This window comes from Variovorax robiniae (assembly GCF_037889955.1).
Lineage (GTDB): Bacteria > Pseudomonadota > Gammaproteobacteria > Burkholderiales > Burkholderiaceae_C > Variovorax > Variovorax robiniae.
In genome coordinates, this window is sequence record NZ_JBBKZS010000001.1 from 747,537 (window position 1) to 771,715 (window position 24,179).

The window sequence follows — 24,179 nt, forward strand, 5'->3', positions numbered from 1 at the left end:
CGATGGAGACAACAGACATGACAAGCAGCACGAATCCCTTCTCCCGCCGCGCAATGCTCGCTGCGTCGGCAGCCCTCGCCCTCGCACCATGGTCTGCAGCCGTGCGCGCGCAGTCGGGCGTGATCCGCTTCATCCTGCCGAACGCGCCAGGGTCCGGCGTCGACACGATCGCCCGTGCCGCCCAACCTGCCCTCAGCAAGGCCTTCAACGCATCCGTGGTCATCGACAACCAGCCCGGCGCGGGCGGTGTCGTCGGCTTGCAGCAACTCGCGCGCGCAGCGCCCGACGGCAACACCCTGGCGATCGTGTCGAACAACGTCGTGATCTTCCCGAGCGTGATCAAGTCGCTGTCCTTCAACATGCCGGGCGACTTCACGCCGATCGCATTGATCGGCGCCACGCCCATGGTGCTGGTCGTGAATCCGAAGACGGTGCCTGCCACCAACAGCAAGGAGTTCATCGCGCTGCTCAAGAGCAAGCCCGACACCTTCAACTTCGCCTCGGGTGGCACCGGCACCATCCTGCACCTGGCCACGCAACTGTTTCTCGAGGAAGCGGGCGTCACGGCCAAGCACATCCCCTACAAGGGCGTGGGCCCGATGGTGGCCGGCCTCGTCGGCGGGCAGGTCGACTTCGGCACGGCCGCACTGCCGAGCGTGCAGTCGCACATCAAGGCCGGCTCGCTGCGCGCGATCGGCATGCTGACGGCGCAGCGCACACCGGCCGCGCCGGAGATCCCGACCTTCGCCGAACAGGGACTGCCCAAGTTCGTCGTCGACGCATGGTTCGCGGCAATCGGGCCGAAAGGGCTGCCGCCGGCCCTCGTCGGCAAGGCGCATGACGCGATCGTCGCCGCGTTCGCGGATCCGGGCGTCAAGCAAGCCATGGCCACCCAGGGCAACACCATCGACATCAGCACGCCCGAGCAGGCCCAAGCCGCGTTCAGGAACGAGATGGCGAAATACGCGGCGCTGGTCAAGAAGGCGGGGATCGAGCCGGAATGAGTGCCGCGGCGGTTCACCGTGTGGCACGATTGCCGCATGCTCGAGCCCTCACGCCGCATACCGTATCGGAGCTGGCCCGGCGCACTCGCAGTGCTGACCGCGATCGCGGGCTACGTCGGTGGCCTGACGTTCTGGGACCGCCACGAGCCCGGCAGCCGGCCACTGCCAGCAGGCCAGACCGTGAGTGTGGGCCCCGTCCGGTTCCCGGTCGCCAATGGCTGGCACATGGACGTGTCGCGCTCAAGAGCCGGCCAGTCGCTGATGCTCTTCAAAGGCGGCCACAAGTTCCTGGTGACCGCAGCCGCGTGGAACGGTGGCGCCGCCGGGCCGCTCGTGCGGCAGCGGCGCCTGATGGAGCGTGGCCAGGGTCTGCGCGTCGATGGCGAGGTGTCGAATTTCATCAATGACTGGGGCTTGCAGGGGCAGACCTTCGCCTACTACGGCCCGAAGCTCGCCGGTCGATTCTGGCAAGTGGTCGACCTGCCGCGCCGATCGGTCGTGCAGATCGATTTCTACGGCGCCAACGACGGATTGAGCGAGGCGCTCGGCGAAGCGCGCGAGATGCTGGACGCCATGGACCTGGAGGCGCCCGCGTGAGCGCGGTCGCGAACGAGCCGCCGGACGCCCTGTGGCCCGTGGGCACGGACGGTTTTTTCCAACCCCGGCGCGCGGCCTTCTGGGTGCTGTCGATCCTGATCCTCAACGGCCTCTTCTACGCGGCCCGCATCCTCGTCCTGGGCTTCCAGGTGGTCCCGGTCACCGCGCTGCTGGGACTGCTGGTGTGGGCGGGCTATGCCGCCGTGTTCCTGCTCGCCTTCCGGACACTGGACTTGCTGGAACAACATCCGCCGGAGGCCTTCCAGCTTGCGTTCGCCTGGGGCGGCGGTGGCGCACTCTACTTCTGCGCGCCCGCGAACAATGCCATCCAGAGCCTGTGCGCCAAGTTGGTCTCCCCGGAATTCGCATCGGTCTGGGGGCCGGCGCTCGCAGGCCCGATGACTGAGGAACTGCTGAAGCTCGCGGGCGTGATCCTGCTGATCCTGGTCGCGCGGACCCAGTTCCAGACCTACCTTTCCGTGCTGATCGTCGGGGCGATGACCGGCCTTGGGTTCCAGGTGATCGAGAACCTCACGTACACGATCAACGCCTCCCTGCACTTTCCACTCGAGAACGAAGTGACCCCGGTGCTGCTCAACCTGTACACGCGCGGTGTCCTGAGCGGTCTGTGGAGCCATGCGGCCTATACGACCATCGCCTCCTTCGGTGTGGCGTGGTTCCTGCTGCATCCGGAGCGTCCGACAGTCGTGCGTATCGCGTTCGCACTGTGGTGCTTCACGATCGCATGGGGCCTGCATTTTCTGTGGAACTCCCCCCTCCTGGACGACATCTTCGACGACGGGATGGGCGGCCTCGCGCTGTTCATCCTGGTCAAGGGCATCCCCGCGCTCGTGGCGGCCGGTTTGTTCTGGCGCGTCGCTGCACGCGAGAACGGCGCCTACCTGCACGCGCTGGCGGCGTACTTCGTGCCGGAACGGGATCTGATTCGCGACGACGAGTGGGCTCGCCTGGGCAGGCCGTTGCAGCGCTACCAGGTCCGGCGGGCCATGGGCTACGCTTTCGGGCTGCGCGCGCGACGCCTGAAGACGCGCCTGCAACGGGAACAGTTGCGGCTGATCCGCAAGGCCGCGACTTACGGCCGTGGCGCCCAGACGCTGCGCCACGAGGTGACGGTACGACGCCTGCGCGACAAGCTGGAGCGGCTCATGCAGTCGGCACGATGAAAGCGTGCGATGAGGCCTTCCCTACTCCGGCAACGCATTCAGCACGTAGACGGCCTCGACGAGTGCCGATGGCGCGGTGCCATCCGGAAAGCTCTGGCGGAACACCTTGGCGATCTCGCCACTGCGGTAGGTCTCGGCCAGGGCACGGTTGACCGCCAGGCGCATGTCCGGATCGCGTCGCATCATCAGCGAATAGCTTTCCATCGACAGATAGTCCTCGCTGAGGCGCAGGGTCGCACCCGCCGGGCCGCCGGTGACTTCACCCACGAGGATTAGGCTGTCGGTGGCGAAGGCATCGGCCCTTCCGTCACGTACCGCGGCAATGCCTTCGGAACTGGTCCGCACCGCCACGAAGACCGGCACGACGCCACGCGAAGACAGCCCCTTGAGCACCTGCTCCGTGGTGGTGCCGGGAATGACAGCCACCCGCTTGCCGTTCAGGTTCACAGCCCGGCTGATCGACGAGGATGCCAGCGACACGAAGGAGCTTCCTTCGACCCAGATGGGATTGCTGAAGTCGACGACCTTCTCACGACCCAGCGTGCGCGACGTGCTGCCGCATTCCAGGTCGATGCTGCCATCGGTGACGGCCTGCATCCGCGTTGTTGCGGTGACGGGGATCCACTGCACGTCGAGCTTGGCCAGCTTGAGCTGGGATTGCAGGGAACTGGCGACGCGCTTGCACAGTTCCACCGAATAGCCTGCCGGCGCACCGTCGGCGCCCTTGTACGAGAACGGCCTGGCATCCTCCCGATAGCCCAGCTTGAGGATCTGGGATTGGCTGATGCGGGCAAGCGAGTCTCGTGGGACAGCGCCCGGCCCACTGGCGCAGGCCGCCAGCAAGGTGGACGCCAGGAGCGGCGCCACCAGCGCCAGAAGTCGTGAATGCATGCGTGATCCTTCGTAGGCGATCAACAGTTGCGTGCCGGCAAGCCCAGGCCGACCCATTCGCCGGACTCGACAACCCGCGTTGCGGAGCCGGCGGATTGTGGGGCCCGCTACCCCCGTTGGCAACCAGACCTGCCTGGGCACATCCATGGTCAAGGCACTGCGGGCCTCGGTGACGGAGGAATCATCGTCGTCAAGCGGTAGGTCGAAAGGTCGTGTGCAGAGAGCCAGGTCACACGATCGGATGGCGTTTGCATCATTCGGTCGTGCAGGGACGTTGGCAAGCCCATCTCTTCGAGGTACTGCCTTGCCTGGGCATTGACACCCGCGTACTGTGCCTTCGTTGCCCGCGCGGAGGTCACCCCGTCGTTCTGGAGGTGGGGGCGATGAACGCCGACGCGACCGCCAACGTAGCGACCCTGCCCCGCCGCCAGCAGATACACACAGGCGCTGACACATCTCGCACCGAGCTCAACGCGCGTCGCGAAAGCGTATGTCCGGATGATCCTGCCCATGGACATTGCGACAAAGACGTTGCCGCCGAGACTGTCAAGGGTCACATTGACGGATCCCATGCCGGGTGACGTTGTACCTTTGCCCCGACCCGCGATGAAGGTCGCGGCATCCGTGCGCGCAGTCCCGGCAATGGCGGTGAATGCGTCGAGATCCGCCTGAACGATTTCGCCTTTGATCGAGATTTGCGGAGGCCGATTGCCAGCGGCGGGCCGGTACAGCACGCGCGACGAGGCAGGAAGCACCTGGGCGCAAACGCTCAAGAAGCAGATGGCGGCGCGCCAGGCCCTGAGTCCGTGCATGGCTGTGAGATCCTCGAATCGTGACGCACGGAATTGGGCATCACAATCCCGACGCGAGTCAATTTCACGCGCCCGTCATTTCCATTGGCGACGATCGCCACCCATGCAAATGAACATGACGCCGGCCTGAGATGCCGGCCGGCTTCTACCTGCTGATCGCGGGTCAGGCTTTCTCTTCGCTGGCGGACAACGCGCTGCTGATCGTCGCCATCGCCTTGCTGCAGGAGCGCAGCCTGCCCGGCTGGTGGGCGCCGCTGCTCAAGTTCTTCTTCACGCTGTCCTATGTCGTGCTGGCGCCGGTGATCGGGCCGCTCGCCGATGCCATGCCCAAGGCGCGGCTCATGACGCTGATGAACGTCGTCAAGTTCATTGGCGTCGCCATGCTGATCGCGGGGCTGCATCCCCTGCTCGCCTTCGCGGTGATCGGCTTCGGCGCTGCTGCCTACGCGCCCGCCAAGTACGGGCTCGTCACGGAGATGGTCGCGCCTCGGCAACTGGTGACGGCCAATGGCTGGCTCGAGGTCTCGGTGGTGTGCGCCGCGCTCCTGGGCACCGTGCTCGGCGGCCTGCTGGTCGCCGACTTCGTTCGCGCGTCGATGGCGAGCCGAGGTCTGGGCGAATGGCTGGCGTCGATGGCGGAATGCGCTGGCAGCACGCTGGCCCTGTCGATGCTGACGCTGCTCATGGTCTATGTGCTGGCCGCATGGCTCAACGCCCGCGTGCCCGACAGCGGCGTGCGCTATGCGCGAACCCGCATTCATGCCGGCGAATTGATGCGCGACTTTCGCGCTGCGGGACGCACCTTGTGGCGCGATCGCGACGGCGGCCTGTCGCTGGCGGTGACGACGATCTTCTGGGGCGTCGGCGCCACGCTGCAGTTCGCGGTGCTGAAGTGGGCTGCCGACGTGCTGCTGTTGCCTCTCGACCAGGCCGCCTATCTGCAGGCCGCAGTGGCTGTGGGCGTGATCGTGGGCGCTGCCGTTGCCGGGCGCCATGTCAGCCTGGCGCAGGCCAAGCGTGTATTGCCAGCCGGCGTGGCATTGGGGCTGCTGATGCCGGTCGTGTCGTCCTGCAACTCGCTGATGCTGGCCGTGCCCCTGCTGGCGCTGGTCGGCCTGGTCGGCGGCGTGCTGGTGGTGCCGCTGAATGCGCTGCTTCAGCACCGTGGCTACACGCTGCTGAGCGCGGGTCGGTCGATCGCGGTGCAGGGCTTCAACGAAAACCTCAGCGTGATGATGATGCTCGCGGGCTACGCGGCGCTGGTGGCGTTCGATGTGCCGATCGTTCCGTTGATGTGGGGCTTCGGCTTGACCGTCGCGGGCGCGATCGCGCTGCTCATGGGGCGCGAACGCGCGCGTCGGCACACCGCCACGGCAGTGGAAGGCTGAAGCGCCCTTCTCAAGCCACGCCAGCGACGGGCTGTGTGACTGCGTCTGCTTGCCGTTCCTCTGCGCCGCTCGCGAGCGTGGCGAGCATCACCTCTTCCACCTGCTTCACGATGCGAGGCCAGCCCAGCCCGGTGGCGGTCTGGCGAGCGTGCCAACCCATCTCGCGGGCCTGCGCACTGTCACTCGCGAGTCGCACGGCCTGGTCGATGAAATGCGCCTCGTCCCCGAGCCGCGCAAGCAACCCGTTCTCGCCACTGCGGATCAGTTGGCCGGCACTGGCATGGTCATACGCAAGCACCGGCAAGCCGCTCGCCATCGCTTCGAGCGTCACGTTGCCGAAAGTCTCGGTCATGCTGGGGAATACGAACATGTCGGCCGAGGCATAGAAGGCGGCCAGCTCTTCGTCGCGGCGGGTGCCGGCAAAGAACGCATCGGGCACGGCCGCGCGCAATTGCTCGTGCCAGGGGCCCACGCCGACCACGACGAGCCGCATGCGGGGTTGCACGCGGCGCATCGCCAGGAATGCGGCCACCAAGGCTCCAAGGTTCTTTTCCGCGGCCAGGCGGCCGACGAACAGCACCACCGGCGTCCCGGGCGGCGCGCCCCACAACTGCCGCACGGCATCGCTGCGCCGCGCGGGGTCGAACAGCGCGGTGTCGACCCCGCGCGTCACCAGCACCAGCCGTTCGAAGCCATTGGCGCGCAGGTCCTGCCGCAGTTGCTCGCTCGGCACCATCGTGAAGGCGGTGCGGTTATGGAACTTGCGCAGGTAGTCCATGATGGGTCGGTACAGCCAGCCGATGCCGTAGTGCCGGCTGTAGGCATGGAAGTTGGTGCGGAAGTCCGAGCACACCGGCAGCTTGAGCTTGCGGGCGATCTTCAGGGCCGACCAGCCGAGCGGACCTTCCGTTGCGATGTAGACCAGGTCGGGCCGGTGCCGGCTCCACAGCGCGACCAATGCCTTGTTGGCCGGCATGCCCATCTTCATCTCCGGGTAGCGCGGGATCGGCACGCCGCGCATCAGCACTTCCTCGAAGCTGCCGTTGCGTTGTTGCGCGAGGTCGTCGACCGCCTGTCGCGGGCGGATGAGTTGCACGTCGTGCCGCAGCGCGCACAAGCCCTCGACGACATGCTGCAACGCCAGCGCCACGCCGTTGACTTCAGGCGCATAGGTTTCGCTGACGACCGCAATGCGCAGCGAGCGATGCACCGCCGGCAGATGGTCGACCACGATCGGAGGAAGCATTTCAGCCATGGCGCGGATGCTGCGGGCCGATTGCAACAGGACGATGACGACGCGAAAGAAAAGCAAAGTGAACACGTCACCAAATATTCACGCATGCGCGTCACGATCCCGTCACGCCGCGTTGGCGCCATCCAAGGAGAACCCGTGAAAGACTTCTTCCGCACGCTTGCCATCCAGCGCTGGGACGATCACCGCTACTACCACCACAGCCGCATCAACCAGTCGCTGCACCTGCTCAGCGCGGTGAGCTTCGTCGTCGCCTATGCCCTGCTCTTCGTCGACCCGGTGGCCGCCGCGCTGCTGGCATGGGGGGTGTCGATGACGAGCCGGCAGGCCGGCCATTTCTTCTTCGAGCCGAACGGCTACGACCACGTCAACCACGCGACCCACGAGCACAAGGAAGAGATCAAGGTCGGCTACAACCTGCGCCGCAAGGTGGTGCTGATGGCGCTCTGGGCGGCCGCCCCGCTGGTGCTGTGGTTCGACCGCTCGCTGTTCGGATGGATGACACCGACCGTGGGCTTCGAAGGCTTCATGCGCCAGGTCGGCATGCTGTGGCTGGTGCTGGGCGCGGGCGGACTGTTGTTCCGCACCTTGCACCTGTTCTTCATCGCCGACGTGCGCACCGGGTTGGTGTGGATGACCAAGATCCTTACCGACCCCTTCCACGACATCATGCTCTACTGGCGTGCGCCGCTGCACCTGCTGCGCGGTGAACTGATCGACCCGATGCACCACGCCGCCCCCACGCTTGATACGACCTCGCCATCAAGCGCATGACTGCGGTGCATCGCCTTGCCGTGCTACAGCACTGTCTGCGGCGCTCCGCCTTGTCCTGCGCTTGATGGCAAGGTCGTACGCGGGGTGGGTGTCAGGCACGCCAGCGCTGCGCGATCATCTCGCGCAGGATGCCGCGCCGTATCGCCTTGTTGGTCAACGCCGCATCGTGCCACCACCAGCCGTCGGCCTGCATCGCGCGGGCGGCGCTGACGAAGCGCTGCGCCACCGCCTCGAAGTCGTCATCGGTGTAGTTGAGACTGAAGATGAGTCGCCCGGTGCCGACCCAGCTCAGGGCCAGTCCGTGCGCGCGCAGGTAGTACTGCAGCATCCAGTTGTAGCGCGACGGCTGCGTGTAGAGCACCGTCCAGATCGACGACAGGTTGGCCACCTGCACCAGCACGCCGGCCTCGCGCAGGCGCAGGTTCAGCAGGTCTGCGCGATGGTTCCAGCGCTCGTCGAGGCCGTCGTAAAGCGCCTGCACCTCGGGTTGTGCGATGCGATCGAGGAAGGCGCCCATCGCGCCCATCACGTACGGGTGCGAGTTGAAGGTGCCGCGCGCGAAGCAGATGTCGGCCGGGCGCTCCTCGCGATAGCGCTTCATCAGGTCTGCACGACCGCAGACCGCACCGATGGGCAGGCCGCCGCCCAGCGTCTTGCCATAGGTGACCATGTCGGCCCCCACGCCGAAGTATTCCTGCGCACCACCCGGTGCCAACCGGAAGCCGACGAAGACCTCGTCGAAGATCAGCACGATGCCGCGCTCGGTGCAGACCGCGCGCAGCTCGCGCAGCCAGGCCGTGTAAGCCTCGCGATCGAAACGTGCGCTGCGGCTACTGTCGACCAGCGACGAGTCGCCCGGCGCGCCCGCGTTGGGGTGCAGCGCCTGCAGCGGGTTCACCAGCACGCAGGCGATGTCGCGGCGCTTGCGCAGCACCTGCAGCGTGCGCGCGTCCATCTCGCGCAGCGTGTAGGTTTCGCGCGGTGGCAGCGGATTGCCGAGGCCCGGCTGCACGTCCTCCCACCAGCCGTGGTATGCCCCGCAGAAGCGGACGAGGTGCGAGCGCCGCGTGTGATAGCGCGCGAGCCGCACCGCCTGCATCACGGCCTCGGTGCCCGACATGTGGAAGGACACCTCGTCGAGCCCCGCAATGGCGCAAATGCGTTTGGCGTTCGAGGCCACCACCGGGTGATAGGCGCCCAGCACCGGACCCAGCGACTCGGCACGCGCGGCCCCCTGTGCGATGCAGGACTTGTAGAAGTCATAGCCGAACACGTTGACCCCGTAAGAGCCCGTGAGGTCGTGGAACACGTTGCCATCCAGGTCCTCGACCGTGACGCCGCTCGACGCGCGCACGAAGGCGCCCACCGGCAGTTGCGAGCGCAGGTAGGGGCTGTACTGGAAGGGCACGCGGTAGCTGCTGGTGAACTGCAGGTCCGACAGGTGCGGCCTGGCCTGCGCCGTGGCGGCCAGCGATTGCGCAAAGCGCGTGCGGAACAGTGTCGACAGCCGCTCCAGCCCCTCGCGCCGTTGCGCGGCCACGTCGGCCGGCGCACCGTCGGAGTCGAAGAAGTCATCGGCGTCGTAGGCATAGCCCGGAAGCTGCGCGGCCACACGCTTGGCCATGCGCGAATGACCGCCCAGCGAGGGATGCTTGGCACGAGAGAGTTCGAGCCGGCGCCGAGCCATCGGCAGCGTCGCGAGCAGGGAAGCAAGGGCAATGGAAGACAGGAGAAGTGTGGGCTGCATGTCGATTACTTGAGAACGATCCCTACTGTCTATCCCACCTTGTTGACAAGCTCATGAAAAGACGTCGATGGCGCGATGCCCTGCTGCAGCAGGAAGACCTCAATTTCCTCCTGACCAACCGCGTGCCGCGCATCGCGCTGACGCGCTTCATGGGCTGGTTCAGCAAGCTGCGCAATCCCTTGGTGCGAGAGGCGTCGATCGCGGTCTGGCGGCTGTTCACCGAGCTCGACCTGAGCGATGCGAAGAAGGCGCGCTTCGACAGCCTGCACGACTGCTTCACGCGGGAACTCCTGCCCGGTGCGCGCGAAGTCGATGCGGACCCCGGCGTGCTGGCCAGCCCCTGCGATGCGATCGTCGGCGCCTGCGGCGCAGTCGAAGGCACGCGCGTATTCCAGGCCAAGGGCTTTCCGTACGAGGCGGCCGAGCTGTTCGGCGATGCCGGCGCCATGGAACCGTACCGCGACGGTTGCTACGTCACCCTGCGCCTGACATCGAGCATGTACCACCGCTTCCACGCGCCGCACGACAGCCAGGTCGAACGCGTGACCTACATCTCAGGCGACACCTGGAACGTGAACCCGATCGCGCTCAAGCGTGTCGAGCGGCTGTTCTGCCGCAACGAGCGCGCACTGGTGGAGACACGCCTTCAGGGCAGCGGCCACCGCATCGCGCTGGTGCCCGTGGCCGCCATCCTCGTGGCCAGCCTGCGCCTGCATTGCCTGGACCTGCTGCTGCACCTGGGCTACCGCGGCCCGAAGCGCATCGATTGCGACACGCCCTATCGCAAGGGCGAGGAGATGGGCTGGTTCGAACACGGCTCGACCATCATCGTCTTCGCACCGGCCGGGTTCACGCTGGCCGAAGGCATCGTGACCGGCCAGCCGATCCGCATGGGCCAAGCGCTGATGCGCTTGCCCTGATGCTCAGCTCGCGTCTTTCCTCGGACGGCCGGTCTTCAGGGGCGTCAGCGCCTCCAGCGCGGCACGCAGTGCGGGCGCCGCCAGGCCTTGCAATACATGCAAGCCAGCGCGGAGCAATTCGCTCTTCTTGGCGGGGCGCTTAAACCCCAGCGCGCGGTCCTTGAGCATGGCAATCAGCGAATAGTCTTCCTTCGGCATCGTGAAGCTGTCGCGCACTAGCTTGGCCTTCGGGGCCTGCACCTTCTTGCCGCCGACCGATGCCTTTTGCGCGGACTTCCGCGACGACTTCTTCTCCGCGACCGCCGGCTTGGCTGCGGCTTCCTGTTTGGCGACCGCTGGCTTGGCTGCGATCTTCTTCTTGTCGGCCACGGGCTTCGGCGACTTCTTCACCGTTGCCGCGGGCTTGCTCGCGGCCTTCTTCGGCGCTACCACTTCGGCCGCAGCCTTCGCGCCAGTCGTCGCCGGCCGGGACTTCTTGCCCGGGGGTGTCCTTTCCGCCTTGGCCTTCACGGCGGGCTTGGCCGGCACGGCGGGCTTGGCGCGGGTTCGCGGCTTCGCCGTCTTGCCCTCAGCGGCCTGGGGCGGAACCGGTCGCTCTGACGGTTCAACCGCTTGAGGCGCGGCGGCTGCCGCTTCGACATCGACGAGGATCGGATCGTTGGTGGGAGCGCTGGATGCCATGGGCTTTCTTGTGAAGGACGGAAAACGGTTTATACCGTTTCCTCGTCACTTCAGCAACAATTTGAAATAATTATTTCGACGACGGCCGAGCTGACCGCCAGCACGCATGGAGACTGGATCAGCGTCCCTTGCCCAACGAAGACCGCCCCATCCCGCTTCATGCTGACCACCTGGAAGTCGAGTTGGACAGCGTGGTCAGCTCCGGTTCACGACGTCCGGCGCCCCCGCACCAGATCCGCACCCTTCTCGCCGATCATGATCGAGGGTGCATTGGTATTGCAAGACGGCATGGTCGGCATGATCGACGAGTCGATCACGCGCAGACGCTGCACGCCGCGCACGCGCAATTGCGTGTCGACCACCGAGCCTTCATCGCTGCCCATGCGGCAGGTGCCGATCGGGTGCCACGAGGTCTGGCCGCATTCCTTGATGTATTGCAGCAGGCCGGCGTCGTCCTGGATGTCGATGCCGGGACGCGTCTCGCGCTTGGTCAAGGCCTGCAATGCGGGTTGCGAGACGATCTTTCGCGCCAGTCGCAGCGTTTCCAGCATGGACGTGATGTCCGTCTCGTGCGTCATGTAGTTCGGCTCGATGATGGGGTCGACCATCGCATCCGTGCCCGCCGTGTGCAGCCAGCCCTTCGACTGCGGCCGCAGCGGGAAGAAGCCGACGGAGAAGCCTGAGAACGGATCGAGCCCCATGCCCTTCGCATTGGCATAGCGATCGCCCGCGCTGAGGTAGTGCATCTGGATCTTGCATTCCGGCCGGGTCTGCTCCGGCCGCGTGCGCGCCTGCGCATGCGAGGAAGTGGATGGCGTGGACATGAAGCCCTTGCGCGTCAGCAGGTAGTTCGCGCCCATCATCAGCGTCTTGACCTTGCTGTTGAGCACGTCGTTGAGCGTGATCGGCTGCGTGCATTCGAAGGTGATGCGCGCCTGCAGGTGATCGCGCAGGTTCTCGCCCACCTCGGGCGCATCGTGGACCACCTGGATGCCCAGCGCACTGAGACGATCGGCCTGCCCGACACCCGACAGTTCCAGCAGTTGCGGCGACTTGATCGGGCCGGCCGACAGGATGACCTCGCGGCGCGCGCGTGCCACCTTCAGCTGGCCACCCTGGCGGTATTCGACGCCCACGGCCGTCGTGCCGTCGAAGATCACGCGCGTGGCATGCGCCTCGGTCTGCAGGTCCAGGTTCTTGCGCCCTTCCGCCGACGCCAGGTGCCCGTGCGCCGTGCCGCAGCGCTGGCCCTTGCGGGTGGACAGGTCGAGGTAGTTGACGCCTTCGAACTGCGCGCCGTTGTAGTCCCGGGTGCGCGGAATGCCCGCCTGCTGGCAAGCCTCGATGAAGGCGTCGGACAGCGGATCGGGCTGGTCGACCAGCGAGGTGACGGTGATCGGCCCGGACCGGCCGCGGTACTTGTCCTCCCCCGCGGTGGTGGACTCGAAGCGCTTGAAGTACGGCAGGCAGTCCGCATAGGACCAGCCGTCGCAGCCGTGCTCGCTGTCCCAGTTGTCGTACTCCTGCGGATCGCCGCGCACGAAGATCATGCCGTTGACCGAGCTGGACCCTCCGGGCATCTTGCCGTGCGGCCAGTAGATTTCCTGGCCCACGAGGCCCTTCTGCGGCACGGTCTTCGACTGCCACACATAGCGCGGGTCCTGAAGAATCTTGGCCACGCCCACCGGCGTGGTTACCCAGAAGTCCTTGTGGTTGGGCGCACCGGCTTCCAGCAGCAGCACGGAGCTGTTTTCATCCTCGCTCAGGCGGGTCGCCAGCGAGGCGCCGGCGGAACCCGCGCCGACGATCACGTAGTCGTATTCAACGTTGCTCATGGCGGTCACGCGAGGAAAGCTTGCAGTGCACGGGCTTCCTTGCCCATGCGCTCGAACTGGAGGTCCGGCATCTCGGCCTGCTCGAAGCCAGGACCGGTCTGCATCGGCATCGGCTCGACCATCAGGTCGACGAAGGACGGTCCGTCCTGCGCCAGCAAGGCGCCGAAGCGCGCGGGCCATGCGGCCGGATCGTCCACCGTCTCGGCGTGCCGGTAGCCCGCATTGCGCGCGGCCGCAGCAAAGCTGAATTCAGGCACCGGCGACTGGATGTTCGACAGCCCGGTGAACTGCGTACCGTTGTGGATCACGATGTGCAGGAAGTTCGAAGGCGCCTGCTTGGCGACGACGTTGAGGATGCCCAGTTCCATGAGCAGGCTGGCATCGCCGTCCACCACGATCACGCGGCGCTGCGGTTGCGCCAGCGCCAGGCCCAGGCCGATGCCGGCAGCGCCGCCCATCAAGGGCACCGCGTTGATGCGGTTGGCCGGCTTTGCGAGGCCCTGGCTGGCCTCGATGCGGTCGAACACGAACATGGCGCCCATGGTCGAGACCAGAAGCGAATCGGCGGGACGCAGCTGCGCGATGGCGCCGCAGGCTTGAATCATGTTGAGCATGGCTTATCTCCAGGCAAGCGGTGCGGACACCAGGACGACGACTGCGCCACCGGTCTCGGTGGCCTGCGCATAGGCCTTTTCCAGGCAAGGCAGGTCGGCTTCCGAATCGAGGCGGTGGAAGGGGATGCCCAGCGTGTCGAGCAGCGGCTCGATGAGGCGGACCATGTTGCGGCGCGAGCCCGTGGCGGGCTGCCCGAAGTTGTCGAACTCGCGGCCGAACTGGCCGACCATCAGCACCAGCGGAATGCGCGAATCGAGGCAGATCGCGCGCAGCGTGTTGACGCAGTTGTAGAGGCCCTGGTTCTGCATCACGAGCACCGGGCGCTTGCCGCCGAGCGTGAGCCCGGCCGCGACGGTCACTGCCTGGTTCTCGTTGCAGGTGTTGAGGAGCTCGAAGCCCTCCTCCCCGGCTTCCAGCCTGGCATGCAACGCGAGTTGCACCCAGTCGGGTACGGTCACGACATGCCCGACGCCGCATTGCCGCAGCGCGGCAACGCAGGCCGACGCGGGGACGGATGGGCTGCTGGATGGATCTGTCATGGTGTGGCGTCCTTTGAGTGCTTCGGTCAAGGGATGTGTCTCCTGGAACTGATGTGTAGGTTCTGGCCCGCCTCGGGGTCCGCGGGCTGCGGCGCAAGTGTCGAGTCGCACCCGCTAGCGTGCACATCCGGGCGCTGCAATACTGTCCAGATGAAGACAGATTTCGAATCTCGCGGCGCCTATCGCGTGCTGGCACGCCGACTCCTCGAGCGCGCCGAGGGTTTTGACCAATGCACTGCGCCGACCATCGATGCCTTGCTCGAAGACGCCGGGATCGCACGCCTCAAGAAGAATGAAGTCCTGATGCGTCGCGGCGAGCCGTGCGATTGCCTGGTGATGCTGGTTGAAGGCGCGCTTGAATCCAGCATCGCCTCGGGCAAGGGCCGCCGCCACCTGCTGACCTTCATCCTGCCGGGCATGCTGGTGGGCATCATCCCCTGCGTCGATGGTGGCGGCGTGGTGCACGACACCGTCGCCCACATCCCGTCCGTGGTGCTGAAGATTCCGGCCGAGGTGGTGCGTCGGCAGCGCGCGATCGATCCGATGCTGCATATCGCCTTCGAGGTTCAACTGGCGTCACGCTCGCGCCGGCTGTACGACAAGGTCGCGGACGGCATGCTCCATTCGCTTCGCGAACGCCTGGCACAGCAACTCGTGGAGTTCGTCGAGTCCTTCGGCCTGCAACGCGGCAAGGAGTGGACGATTGCGCTGCGATTGCCGCAGTCCGACCTGGCCGACCTGCTGGGCGCGGCACGGCAGAGCGTCAACAACGAGTTGCGCGGACTGGAGGATGGCGGGTTGATCCGCATCGAGCATTCGCACATCGACGTGCTCGACCTGGGCCAGCTGCGGGCCGAGTGCAGTTCGATGACTTGCGGCCCATGACGCCTGGCAACAAGACAGGCAAAAAAGAGGCCCGCATCCAGAGCGGGCCTAAGGATCTGTGGTTAGGAGACCCATGGAGAAACCACTAGCCGGTCCAACAATGAGCCCAAATATGTGAATTTGCAAGTTCCAAATGTAAAAAAAGGGGACCAGATGGCCCCCTTTTTCACATTTTGACGATTGCTCGACTCAGCGCACCACGGCGATCTGCGTGCGCGCACCGCCCTTGTAGGTGTAAAGCGTCAAGGCGCCGTTCTTGATGTCGCCCTTTTCGTCGAACTTGATCGGGCCGGTCAGGCCTTCATATTCGATCTTGCCGACTTCAGGCAGGTAGACGGCCGGGTCCGAGGACTTGGCCTTTTCCATGGCGGCAGCCAGCACTTGCACGGCGTCATAGACGTACGGTGCGTAGATCTGCACTTCGACGCCGTTCTTTTCCTTGAACTTCGTCTTCCAGGCGTCCAGCTTGGTCTTGAAGTCGCCGTCCACACCGCCGGCTTCGGCGCAGTAGACCACTTCTTCGCCGATGGCATCGCCAGCCAGCTTGGCCAGTTCGCCGGTGCACAGGCCGTCGCCGCCCATGAACTTGACGGGCATGCCCAGTTGCTTGATCTGCTTGAGCATCGGGCCGCCCACGGCGTCCATGCCGCCAAAGAACAGGATGTCGGGCTTGGCGCCCTTCAGCTTGGTCAGGATGGCGTTGAAGTCGGTCGACTTGTCGGTGGTGAACTCGTGGCCGACGATGGTCGCGCCAGCGGCCTTGGCCGACTTCTCGAACTCTTCGGCAACGCCTTGGCCGTAGGCCGTGCGGTCGTCGATCACGGCGATGTTCTTGCCCTTGAGCGTTTCGACAGCGTACTTGCCGAGCGTGCCGCCCAGTTGCGTGTCGTCAGCCACCACGCGGAACGTGGTCTTGAAGCCTTGACGCGTGTACTTGGGGTTGGTCGCCGACGGCGAGATCTGGGGGATGCCAGCGTCGCTGTACAGCTTGGAGGCGGGGATGGTGGTGCCCGAGTTCAAGTGACCGACGATGCCGTTGACCTTGCTGTCGACCAGCTTTTGTGCAACAGCGGTGCCTTGCTTCGGATCGCCTGCGTCGTCTTCGGCGAGCAGTTCGAACTTGGCGGTCTTGTCGCCGATCTTCACGCCCTTGGCGTTCAGGTCTTCGATGGCCATCTTGGCGCCGAGTTCGTTGTCCTTGCCCAGGTGGGCGATGGCGCCGCTGGTGGGGCCAACGTGGCCGATCTTGACGACGATCGATTCACCGGCGGGAGGAGGTGCGGCGGGCGCAGGTGCAGAGGCGGTCGGCGCCGGAGTCGCTGCGGGAGCGGCAGCTTCTTCCTTCTTGCCGCAAGCCACTAGCGTCAGAGCAGCCAGGGCGACCGCAGTCCATTTCAATTGCATGGGAACCTCCAGAACATGGATGAGAGAGAACAAGTAAAAACCGGTCGATTGAACCGGGCCTGACACAGAGCAAATTCCGCGCCTTGCCCGCTTCGCAGCGCCCTCGCGCCACGACCCGGCGCGGAGTGTATCTGAATGGTTAAGTGCTCTGACCTGTAGTAGACCCGGGGTTTTCCGCAAGTTCCCGAGCGAGCGCATCGACCACCAACTCGCGCAGGACGCCTTCGATTTCCGCGCGCAAACGGGGCAGCATCGCGTCCAGTTGTTGCTGCACCGCGGCCGACACGGTATCGGTCAGGCGCGCCTCCAGGGAGAGGTCGATGCGCTGCAGGACGCGGTGCAGCAAACCCTCCTCGAAGCGGAAGGTGGCCTCGTCGTCCACGACCACCGAAGTGGGCCTCAGCGCGGCCTGCTCTTCCGCCGCACTGTGGAACGCCATCGCAGACTCGGCAGCCGGGGCTGGCGGCGATTCGGCAGTCGAGGCCGGCGGCATCGCTGGCACGGCCAAGACGGCCTCCGCCGGCACCGATTCCAGGAGCGACGACGGTTCCACGACGGTCGTCAGCGTCGGAACGAAGCGCGGTGGCGTTCGCGTCGGCCCGGCCATCAGGCAGCGCCTCCGGCCAGGTCGTGGCGCTTGAGAACATAGCCCCGGTCCGCGTAGTGGCGCCAGCGGGCCCGGCTCGCGATGCGATCGGCCTCGTCGCCCGTCACCACCTCGATCAGGCGCTCGAAGCGCTCGAAACCGGGCGGCACCTCGTCGCCGAGGTTCACAATCACCTGCTGGTGTGGCAGGCCGCTCGCACCCGCGGGGGCCAGCACGACGGCCGAATGCGCAAGCAAATGGGCTTCGCTGTCGCTGCGGCAATGGCCGATGAAGTCCACCGCCGAGAACTGCCACAGCGCCGCATCGACCGCATCGAGCATGCCGGCGTCGGCAATCAGCACCACCTTGGCGCCGCCCGCAATCACCGCCTTGCGCAGCAGCCGGCACGCATGGCTGACCTTGTCGACGGCATTGAAGTGGAAGTCGATCTCGGTCACGCGCGAGGCCTCCTCACCGGGGCTTGCGCTTGCGCGGCGCGGTCGTAGCCGCCGGCGCCTCGATGGCCGGTGCGGCACGGTTCATGAGGTAGGCCATCAGCAAACCGACCGGACGGCCCGTGGAACCCTTGGCCGCCCCGCTCTTCCACGCGGTGCCGGCGATGTCCAGGTGGGCCCAGGGGTAATCGTCGGCGAAGCGCTGCAGGAACTTGGCCGCGGTGATCGCCCCGCCGGCCCGCCCGGCGATATTGGCCACGTCGGCGAAGTTGCTTTTGAGGCCTTCCGCATAGTCGTCGTCGAGCGGCAGGCGCCAGCAGCGGTCCAGCGATTGCTCGCCCGCCGCTTCGAGCGCCGCGGCCAGTTCGTCGTCGGTGGAGAACATGCCGCTGCGCACGCCGCCGAGCGCGACCACGCAGGCGCCGGTCAACGTGGCGATGTCGATCACCGCGGCGGGTTCGAAGCGCTTGGCATAGCTCAGCGCGTCGCACAGGATGAGCCGGCCTTCGGCGTCGGTGTTGAGCACCTCGATGGTCTGGCCGCTCATGCTGGTCACGACGTCGCCGGGCTTGAGGGCCGCGCCATCGTTCATGTTCTCGCACGACGGGATCAGGCCGACCACGTTGAGGGCCGGCTTGCATTCGGCGAGCGCGCGGAACACGCCCAGCACGCTGGCCGCGCCGCACATGTCGAACTTCATCTCGTCCATCTCGGCTGCGGGCTTCAGGGAGACACCGCCAGTATCGAAAGTGATGCCCTTGCCGACCAGCACCACCGGCGCATCGGCCTTGCCCGCGCCGTGGTAGTGCAGCACGATGAAGCGAAGCGGCTCCTCCGAGCCTTGCGCCACCGCGGCAAAGGAGCCCATGCCGAGCTTGGCGACTTCCTTGGGGCCGAGCACCTCGCACTTGATGCGTGGGAACTCCGCAAGCGCCTTGGCGGCTTCGCCCAGCAAGGTCGGCGTGCAATGGTTGGCCGGACGGTTGCCCCACTCCTTGGCGAACTCGATGCCCGCCACGGTGGCGGAAGACTCGCGGAAGGCGGCTTCCAGTGCGGGCGCATCGGGCACGCCCAGCACCACCTGGCGCACCGTGCGCGCCTCGGCCTTGGGCTTGGTCGTCGTGAAGACATAGGTGGCATCGGCGGCGGCCTGCATCGCCTGCCGCAGACCGGACGCATCGACCGGTTGCGCGAACACCATCACCACGCGCTTGGGGTTGGCGGCCTTGACCGCCTGGATGCCGGCGCTGACCGCGCTTCGCATTGATGCCGGCGCGCCGTCGCCGATCGACACCAGCACCACGCGCGGCGCCGCGACGCCCTCGGGCCGGTAGAGTTGCAGCAGCTTGCCAGCCTTGGCAGGCAGGTCTTCCGCTTCGCGCGCCTGCGCAAGGAGGCTTGCCAGGGGGCCCTTGGCATCGCTGCCAGGCGATGCAGCAAGCACGATCAGCGCATCGGCCTTTTCAGTGGCGGCCTGGGCAATGGAGAGTGTCTTGAGTTGAAAGTCCATAATCCTTCTTTTCCTGAACGATGTTATTCCATTCCTCCCTACGCAAGGAGCTGTCGCGCAGCTTCGGGGCCACCCTGGTGGTCCTGGTCACCATCGTGATGACGATGATGCTGATCCGCACCCTGGGCCTGGCGGCCAAGGGGAGCGTCGACCCCGCGGAAGTCTTCCTGGTCATGACCTACACGGTGCTCGGCTACCTGCCGACCATCCTGAGCCTGAGCCTGTTCATCTCCATCGTCGGCACGCTGTCGCGCATGTATGGCGACAGCGAAATGATCATCTGGTTCTCCAGCGGCCGGGGCCTGGCCAATTTCGCCTGGCCGATCCTGCGCTTCGCCTGGCCGATCCTGGTGCTGATCGCGATGCTGGCCTTCGTCGCCTGGCCGTGGGCCAACTCCCAGACCCAGGGCATGCGCGACCAGTACGAGCGCCGCAGCGACATCGACCGCATCGCGCCCGGCGAGTTCCAGGAATCGTCTGGCCGCAACCGGGTGTTCTTCATCGACAAGGACACCGCCGACGGCACCACGGCATCCAATGTGTTCATCTCGTCGATCGAGCGCAATCGCCAGCTGATCACCTCCGCGCGCAGCGGCAGGATCGAGACGATCGACAACACGCGCTACCTCATGCTGAGCAACGGGCAACGCCTGGAGCGGCCCTTCGACAAGTCGGGCCTGAAGATCAGCGAATTCAAGACATATGGCGCCAAGGTCGGCTCGAACGTCGCGACCTCGCCCGATGCCATGCCGCCACGCGCCCAGACCACGGGGGCGCTGCTGGCCAGCCCGGCGCTGCCCAGCCGCGCTGAGTTGTCATGGCGCCTGGGCATGTTGCTGGCCGCCTGCAACTTCGTCTTGCTGGCGCTGGCGCTGGCGAGCGTGAATCCGCGCGTGGGGCGCAGCGGCAACCTGCTGTTCGCGCTGTTTGCCTTCGTCATCTACTACAACATGCTGAACCTGGGCCAGGGCTGGGTGGGCACCGGTCGCTTCGGCGCCGGGCCTTTCCTGCTCACTTTGCATGGCGGCGTCTTCGTGATCGCCGTCCTGTGGCTGGCCAAGCGCCACAACAACTGGAGCTTCAGCCTGCGCCGCCGCTCCGCCAAGGCTTCGTCCACCGCGTGAAAACCATCCGCCGACTCATCTATGGCGAAGTGCTGAAGTCCGTCGCCTTCGTTGCACTGGGCTTTCTCTGCCTGTTCTTCTTCTTCGATTTCATCGACGAGTTGCAGGGCGTCACCAAGTCGAAGAACGTGCTCGGCTATGGATTGCCCCAGGCCATCCTCTACGTCTCGCTGCTGGTGCCGAGCCATCTGTACGAACTGCTGCCGATCGCCGTGCTCATCGGGACCATCTTCGTGATGGCGCGCCTGGCGCAAAGCTCCGAATACACCATCCTGCGCACCAGCGGGCTCGGGCCATGGCGGGCGCTTCGCACGCTGCTGGTTCTGGGCCTCGGCTTTGTGGTGCTGACCTTTGCGGTGGGCGACTATGTGGCCCCCTTCAGCGACCGCACCGCCACGCTGGTCAAGGCGCGCTACCAGGGGCTCTACACCACCAGCGGCCTGACGGGCGCCTGGCTGCGCGAGAAGGAGGGCGACAAATCCTATGCGGTCAACGTCCTGTCCATCGGCCGGGACGGTTCGCTGACGAGCCCGCGGATCTTCGAGTTCGACGCCAAGGGATTCCTGAGTTCCCAGACTTCGGCCGAGTCGGCCCGCATCGAACCCGATGGAACCTGGCTGCTCAGCCAGGTGGAGCGCCAGTCCTACGATGCCAACGGCAACGATGCGAAGGCGCAGGTCCGCACCACCGCCGAGCCGATCGCGCGCTGGCCCAGCACCATCACCCAGGAGATGGTTTCCGTGGCCTTGCTCAAGCCCGATCGCATGGCAACCATCGACCTGTTCTCCTACATCCGGCACTTGAATGCCAACGGCCAGAAGACGCAACGCTACGAAATCGACTTCTGGCGCAAGGTGTTCTATCCGCTGTCCTGCCTGGTGATGGTGGTGCTGGCCCTGCCCTTCGCCTACCTGCACTTTCGCCAGTCGGGCATCACCACCTATGTCTTTGGCGGCGTGCTGATCGGCATCAGCTTCTTCCTGCTCAACAACGTGTTCGGCTACATCGGGAACCTGAGGACCTGGTCGCCGTGGTTCACCGCCGCCGCGCCGGGCATGATCTATTCGGTGATGTCGCTGGGCGCCTTCGGCTGGCTGGTGATCCGGCGCTGAGTGATGCAGGGCCGGCGCGGCATCGTGTTGTTCGCGCATGGGTCGCGCGATGCGCGCTGGCGCGAGCCGATCGAGGCCGTGGCCCGCCGCGTGTCGGAACGCAATCCGGATACCCTCGTGCGTTGCGCCTACCTCGAACTCGTCGCGCCCGATTTACCGGCCGCCGTGGCCGAGCTCGTGGGCCTGGGGGCGGCCAGCGTGCGCGTGGTGCCCTTGTTCCTCGGCATGGGAAAGCACCTGCGCGAAGACCTGCCCCAGTTGATGGCGCAGTGCGCCACCACCCACCAGGGTATCGCGATCACCCTGCAGAAGGCCATTGGCGAGGAGTCGGAGGTGATTGACCTCCTGGCCAGAATTGCGTGTCCGGATGGCTAAAGCGCAACACATTGCATAGACGCAGAAGGCATAATGAATTTCGCATAAGGACGCCATTCGTTATGAACCTGCACCAATTCAAGTTTGTCCAGGAGGCGGTGCGCCGCAATCTCAACCTGACCGAGGCGGCCAAGGCGCTGCACACCTCGCAGCCGGGCGTCTCCAAGGCCATCATCGAACTCGAGGAAGAACTCGGCGTCGAGATCTTCGCGCGGCACGGCAAGCGCCTGAAGCGCGTGACCGAGCCCGGCCAGCACGTCATCGCCAGCATCGAGCTCATCATGCGCGAGGTGGGCAATCTCAAGCGTATCGGCGAGCAGTTCAGCGCGCAGGACAGCGGCACGCTGTCGATCGCCACCACCCACACGCAGGCGCGCTACGTATTGCCGGTCCCGGTGGCGCGGCTGCGCGAGGCCTATCCCAAGGTCAACGTCAGCCTGCACCAGGGCTCGCCCGATCAGGTGGCGCGCATGGTGATCGACGAGGTGGCCGAGATCGGCATCGCGACCGAATCGCTGGATGCGTATGTGGAACTGGTGACCCTGCCTTGCTATGAGTGGCAGCATGTGCTGGTGCTGCCGAAGGACCATCCGCTGGCCGGCAAGGAGCGCGTGTCGCTCGAGGACCTGGCGCAGGAACCGATCATCACCTACCACCCGTCCTTCACCGGGCGCACGCGGATCGACCATGCGTTTGCCCAGAAGAAGCTGTCACCCCGCATTGCGCTGGAAGCCATCGACTCCGACGTGATCAAGACCTATGTGCGGCTGGGGCTGGGCGTGGGTATCGTGGCGGAGATGGCGGTGCGCGACGACTCCAATGCCGACCTGGTGGTGCGGCCGATGGGCCACATCTTCGGCCAGAACATCGCACGCGTGGCCTTCAAGCGCAGCGCGTACCTGCGCAACTTCGTCTTCAAGTTCGCGGAGTTGCTGAGCGACCGGCTCGATCGCAACCTGATCGCGAAAGCCCTGAGCGGACACAACGAGGACTTCGGGCTGTAACCTGAACAACGACAGACATCACGAACACCATGAGCACCGTCATCGCCGCCCCCCGCACGCCCCAGATCACCACCAAGCTGCCGGCTGTCGGCACGACCATCTTCACCGTGATGTCGGCACTGGCCGCCGAGAAGAATGCGGTGAACCTGGGCCAGGGCTTCCCGGATTTCGGCTGCGACCCGAAGTTGTTGCAGGCCGTGACCGATGCGATGGCCGCGGGGCACAACCAGTACCCGCCGATGCCTGGCGTGCTGCCGTTGCGCAATGCCATCGCCAGCAAGGTCGAGGCGCTCTACGGCCACCGCTACAGCGCGGCGGATGAGATCACGATCACCGCCGGCGCGACGCAGGCCATCATCACCGCTATCCTCGCGGTGGTGCGGCCGGGCGACGAAGTGATCGTGCTGGAGCCCTGCTACGACAGCTACGTTCCCAACATCGAACTGGCCGGTGGCACGGTCGTGCGCGTGCCGCTGACGCCGGGTACCTTCCGGCCGGACTTCGACAAGATCGCTGACGCCCTCACGCCCCGCACGCGCGCGATCATCATCAACACGCCGCACAACCCGAGCGCGACCGTGTGGACCGATGCCGAGATGCGCCGCCTGGAAGACCTGCTTGCCCCCACCGAGGTGCTGGTGATTGCCGACGAGGTCTACGAGCACATGGTCTATGCCCCGCTGCGGCATGAGAGCGTGGCGCGCTACCCGGACCTCGCGGCACGCAGCTTCATCGTGAGCAGCTTCGGCAAAACCTATCACGTGACGGGCTGGAAGGTCGGCTACGTGGCCGCGCCGGCGCCGCTCACGGCCGAGTTCCGCAAGGTGCACCAGTTCAACGTCTTCACGGTCAACACGCCGATGCAGCATGCGCTGGCGCAGTTCATGACCGACCCGGCGCCCTACCTGGAGTTGCCGGCCTTCTACCAGCGCAAGCGCGACCTGTTCGCCGCCGGTCTCGCGAAGACTCGGCTGCGGCTGCTGCCGAGCCAGGGCACCTACTTCCAGTGCGTCGACATCTCCGGGGTGAGCGACCTGTCCGAATCGGAGTTCTGCCTCTGGCTCACCGGCGAGATCGGCGTCGCGGCGATACCGCTGTCGGCTTTCTATGGCGACGGCTTCGACCAGCGCGTAGTGCGCTTCTGCTTCGCCAAGAAGGACGAGACGCTGCTGTCCGCCCTGGAGCGCCTCGCCCGGCTCTGACAGGCACCCGCGACTTCGCCTGACCTCAGAAGGGGCGTCTGTCTCCGGCGCAGATCGACAACGCGCACCGACCATGAACTCCTTCGCAAAGCTCTTAGGAGAAGGTCATGTCGCTCTCGTTGATCCTGTTGATCGTGGTGGTCCTGTTGCTGGTGGGCGCCCTGCCAAGCTGGGGCTACAGCCGCAATTGGGGCTACGGCCCGAGTGGCGGGCTGGGACTGGTGCTGGTGGTCGTGGTCATTCTTGCGGTGCTCGGCCACATATAGCGATTCGCGAGCGGGTC

At 65.9% G+C, this 24,179-nt stretch carries 25 protein-coding genes; 13 read left to right on the forward strand and 12 right to left on the reverse strand.

The annotated features are described in order from the left end of the window. Nucleotides 1–17: 17 nt before the first annotated feature. The 3 genes from WKW79_RS03250 to WKW79_RS03260 are packed head-to-tail and all read left to right on the forward strand — an operon-like array spanning nucleotide 18 to nucleotide 2,785. A complete protein-coding gene (locus WKW79_RS03250; protein WP_340333649.1) occupies nucleotides 18–1,004 on the forward strand; it encodes a Bug family tripartite tricarboxylate transporter substrate binding protein in 987 nt (328 codons plus the stop codon). Nucleotides 1,005–1,040: 36 nt separating this feature from the next. After that, nucleotides 1,041–1,601, forward strand: coding sequence for a hypothetical protein (locus tag WKW79_RS03255; protein WP_340333650.1), 561 nt, complete (start codon nucleotides 1,041–1,043; stop codon nucleotides 1,599–1,601). Then, nucleotides 1,598–2,785 carry a PrsW family intramembrane metalloprotease gene (locus tag WKW79_RS03260; RefSeq protein ID WP_340333651.1) on the forward strand — a complete coding sequence of 396 codons (1,188 nt, stop codon included), beginning with the start codon at nucleotides 1,598–1,600 and terminating at the stop codon, nucleotides 2,783–2,785. The genes WKW79_RS03255 and WKW79_RS03260 overlap by 4 nt, the downstream gene beginning before the upstream one ends. A gap of 21 nt (nucleotides 2,786–2,806) precedes the next feature. Here WKW79_RS03260 and WKW79_RS03265 read toward each other — a convergent pair whose 3' ends face one another. Together WKW79_RS03265 and WKW79_RS03270 are read right to left on the reverse strand one after the other, a co-directional pair. Next, nucleotides 2,807–3,676, reverse strand: coding sequence for an amino acid ABC transporter substrate-binding protein (locus WKW79_RS03265; protein ID WP_340333652.1), 870 nt, complete (start codon nucleotides 3,674–3,676; stop codon nucleotides 2,807–2,809). A 149-nt stretch (nucleotides 3,677–3,825) separates the two neighbouring features. Continuing rightward, nucleotides 3,826–4,488, reverse strand: a complete 663-nt coding sequence (locus WKW79_RS03270) for a COG3904 family protein (RefSeq protein WP_340333653.1) — start codon at nucleotides 4,486–4,488, stop codon at nucleotides 3,826–3,828. Nucleotides 4,489–4,619: 131 nt separating this feature from the next. Between WKW79_RS03270 and lplT the strand changes: the two genes are divergently transcribed. Further along, the gene (gene lplT, locus WKW79_RS03275) at nucleotides 4,620–5,876 is read left to right on the forward strand and encodes a lysophospholipid transporter LplT (RefSeq protein WP_340333654.1); all 1,257 of its coding nucleotides are present in this window, start codon (nucleotides 4,620–4,622) and stop codon (nucleotides 5,874–5,876) included. A 10-nt stretch (nucleotides 5,877–5,886) separates the two neighbouring features. On the opposite strand, the gene WKW79_RS03280 is transcribed toward lplT, so the two are convergent. Beyond that, nucleotides 5,887–7,197: a glycosyltransferase family 4 protein gene (locus tag WKW79_RS03280; protein ID WP_340333655.1), complete on the reverse strand. Its 1,311-nt coding sequence runs from the start codon at nucleotides 7,195–7,197 to the stop codon at nucleotides 5,887–5,889. Between the two features lie 69 nt (nucleotides 7,198–7,266). On the opposite strand from WKW79_RS03280, the gene WKW79_RS03285 reads away from it, so the two are divergent. Continuing rightward, on the forward strand, nucleotides 7,267–7,902 hold the full coding sequence (locus tag WKW79_RS03285; RefSeq protein ID WP_340333656.1) for a hypothetical protein: 636 nt from the start codon (nucleotides 7,267–7,269) through the stop codon (nucleotides 7,900–7,902). 91 nt (nucleotides 7,903–7,993) lie between these two features. Here WKW79_RS03285 and WKW79_RS03290 read toward each other — a convergent pair whose 3' ends face one another. After that, nucleotides 7,994–9,649: an aminotransferase class III-fold pyridoxal phosphate-dependent enzyme gene (locus tag WKW79_RS03290; protein WP_340333657.1), complete on the reverse strand. Its 1,656-nt coding sequence runs from the start codon at nucleotides 9,647–9,649 to the stop codon at nucleotides 7,994–7,996. Between the two features lie 53 nt (nucleotides 9,650–9,702). On the opposite strand from WKW79_RS03290, the gene asd reads away from it, so the two are divergent. Beyond that, nucleotides 9,703–10,569: an archaetidylserine decarboxylase gene (asd, locus tag WKW79_RS03295; protein ID WP_340333658.1), complete on the forward strand. Its 867-nt coding sequence runs from the start codon at nucleotides 9,703–9,705 to the stop codon at nucleotides 10,567–10,569. 3 nt (nucleotides 10,570–10,572) lie between these two features. Here the strand turns inward: asd and WKW79_RS03300 are convergent, their stop codons facing one another. From WKW79_RS03300 to WKW79_RS03315, 4 genes are all read right to left on the reverse strand, one after another. Beyond that, nucleotides 10,573–11,250 (reverse strand): hypothetical protein, encoded by a 678-nt coding sequence (locus WKW79_RS03300; RefSeq protein ID WP_340333659.1) that lies wholly within the window; start codon nucleotides 11,248–11,250, stop codon nucleotides 10,573–10,575. 206 nt (nucleotides 11,251–11,456) lie between these two features. Continuing rightward, nucleotides 11,457–13,085 (reverse strand): GMC family oxidoreductase, encoded by a 1,629-nt coding sequence (locus WKW79_RS03305; RefSeq protein ID WP_340333660.1) that lies wholly within the window; start codon nucleotides 13,083–13,085, stop codon nucleotides 11,457–11,459. A 5-nt stretch (nucleotides 13,086–13,090) separates the two neighbouring features. After that, nucleotides 13,091–13,699 (reverse strand): thiamine pyrophosphate-dependent enzyme, encoded by a 609-nt coding sequence (locus WKW79_RS03310; RefSeq protein ID WP_340333661.1) that lies wholly within the window; start codon nucleotides 13,697–13,699, stop codon nucleotides 13,091–13,093. Nucleotides 13,700–13,702: 3 nt separating this feature from the next. Continuing rightward, complete coding sequence (locus WKW79_RS03315) at nucleotides 13,703–14,239, reverse strand: thiamine pyrophosphate-binding protein (RefSeq protein ID WP_340333662.1); 537 nt, start codon at nucleotides 14,237–14,239, stop codon at nucleotides 13,703–13,705. Nucleotides 14,240–14,389: 150 nt separating this feature from the next. On the opposite strand from WKW79_RS03315, the gene WKW79_RS03320 reads away from it, so the two are divergent. After that, complete coding sequence (locus WKW79_RS03320; protein WP_340333663.1) at nucleotides 14,390–15,124, forward strand: Crp/Fnr family transcriptional regulator; 735 nt, start codon at nucleotides 14,390–14,392, stop codon at nucleotides 15,122–15,124. 189 nt (nucleotides 15,125–15,313) lie between these two features. Here WKW79_RS03320 and WKW79_RS03325 read toward each other — a convergent pair whose 3' ends face one another. The 4 genes from WKW79_RS03325 to WKW79_RS03340 all read right to left on the reverse strand — a co-directional run bounded on the left by WKW79_RS03325 (nucleotide 15,314) and on the right by WKW79_RS03340 (nucleotide 19,079). Beyond that, the gene (locus WKW79_RS03325) at nucleotides 15,314–16,528 is read right to left on the reverse strand and encodes a branched-chain amino acid ABC transporter substrate-binding protein (protein ID WP_340333664.1); all 1,215 of its coding nucleotides are present in this window, start codon (nucleotides 16,526–16,528) and stop codon (nucleotides 15,314–15,316) included. A 139-nt stretch (nucleotides 16,529–16,667) separates the two neighbouring features. Further along, the gene (locus WKW79_RS03330) at nucleotides 16,668–17,135 is read right to left on the reverse strand and encodes a hypothetical protein (protein ID WP_340333665.1); all 468 of its coding nucleotides are present in this window, start codon (nucleotides 17,133–17,135) and stop codon (nucleotides 16,668–16,670) included. Continuing rightward, the gene (locus WKW79_RS03335) at nucleotides 17,135–17,572 is read right to left on the reverse strand and encodes a DNA polymerase III subunit chi (RefSeq protein ID WP_340333666.1); all 438 of its coding nucleotides are present in this window, start codon (nucleotides 17,570–17,572) and stop codon (nucleotides 17,135–17,137) included. Before WKW79_RS03335 ends, WKW79_RS03330 begins: the two co-directional genes overlap by 1 nt. Nucleotides 17,573–17,585: 13 nt before the next feature. After that, nucleotides 17,586–19,079 (reverse strand): leucyl aminopeptidase, encoded by a 1,494-nt coding sequence (locus WKW79_RS03340; protein WP_340333667.1) that lies wholly within the window; start codon nucleotides 19,077–19,079, stop codon nucleotides 17,586–17,588. Nucleotides 19,080–19,099: 20 nt separating this feature from the next. Here WKW79_RS03340 and lptF point away from each other — a divergent pair, with 20 nt between their 5' ends. The 6 genes from lptF to WKW79_RS03370 all read left to right on the forward strand — a co-directional run bounded on the left by lptF (nucleotide 19,100) and on the right by WKW79_RS03370 (nucleotide 24,162). Beyond that, on the forward strand, nucleotides 19,100–20,203 hold the full coding sequence (lptF, locus tag WKW79_RS03345; RefSeq protein WP_340333668.1) for an LPS export ABC transporter permease LptF: 1,104 nt from the start codon (nucleotides 19,100–19,102) through the stop codon (nucleotides 20,201–20,203). Continuing rightward, nucleotides 20,200–21,315, forward strand: a complete 1,116-nt coding sequence (gene lptG / locus WKW79_RS03350; protein ID WP_340333669.1) for an LPS export ABC transporter permease LptG — start codon at nucleotides 20,200–20,202, stop codon at nucleotides 21,313–21,315. The genes lptF and lptG overlap by 4 nt, the downstream gene beginning before the upstream one ends. Nucleotides 21,316–21,318: 3 nt before the next feature. Further along, nucleotides 21,319–21,690, forward strand: coding sequence for a sirohydrochlorin chelatase (locus WKW79_RS03355; protein WP_340333670.1), 372 nt, complete (start codon nucleotides 21,319–21,321; stop codon nucleotides 21,688–21,690). A 62-nt stretch (nucleotides 21,691–21,752) separates the two neighbouring features. Continuing rightward, nucleotides 21,753–22,694: a CysB family HTH-type transcriptional regulator gene (locus WKW79_RS03360; RefSeq protein ID WP_340333671.1), complete on the forward strand. Its 942-nt coding sequence runs from the start codon at nucleotides 21,753–21,755 to the stop codon at nucleotides 22,692–22,694. Nucleotides 22,695–22,723: 29 nt separating this feature from the next. Next, nucleotides 22,724–23,896 carry a pyridoxal phosphate-dependent aminotransferase gene (locus tag WKW79_RS03365; protein WP_340333672.1) on the forward strand — a complete coding sequence of 391 codons (1,173 nt, stop codon included), beginning with the start codon at nucleotides 22,724–22,726 and terminating at the stop codon, nucleotides 23,894–23,896. A gap of 107 nt (nucleotides 23,897–24,003) precedes the next feature. After that, nucleotides 24,004–24,162, forward strand: coding sequence for a DUF3309 family protein (locus WKW79_RS03370; RefSeq protein ID WP_213954851.1), 159 nt, complete (start codon nucleotides 24,004–24,006; stop codon nucleotides 24,160–24,162). The last annotated feature ends 17 nt before the right edge of the window (nucleotides 24,163–24,179 follow it).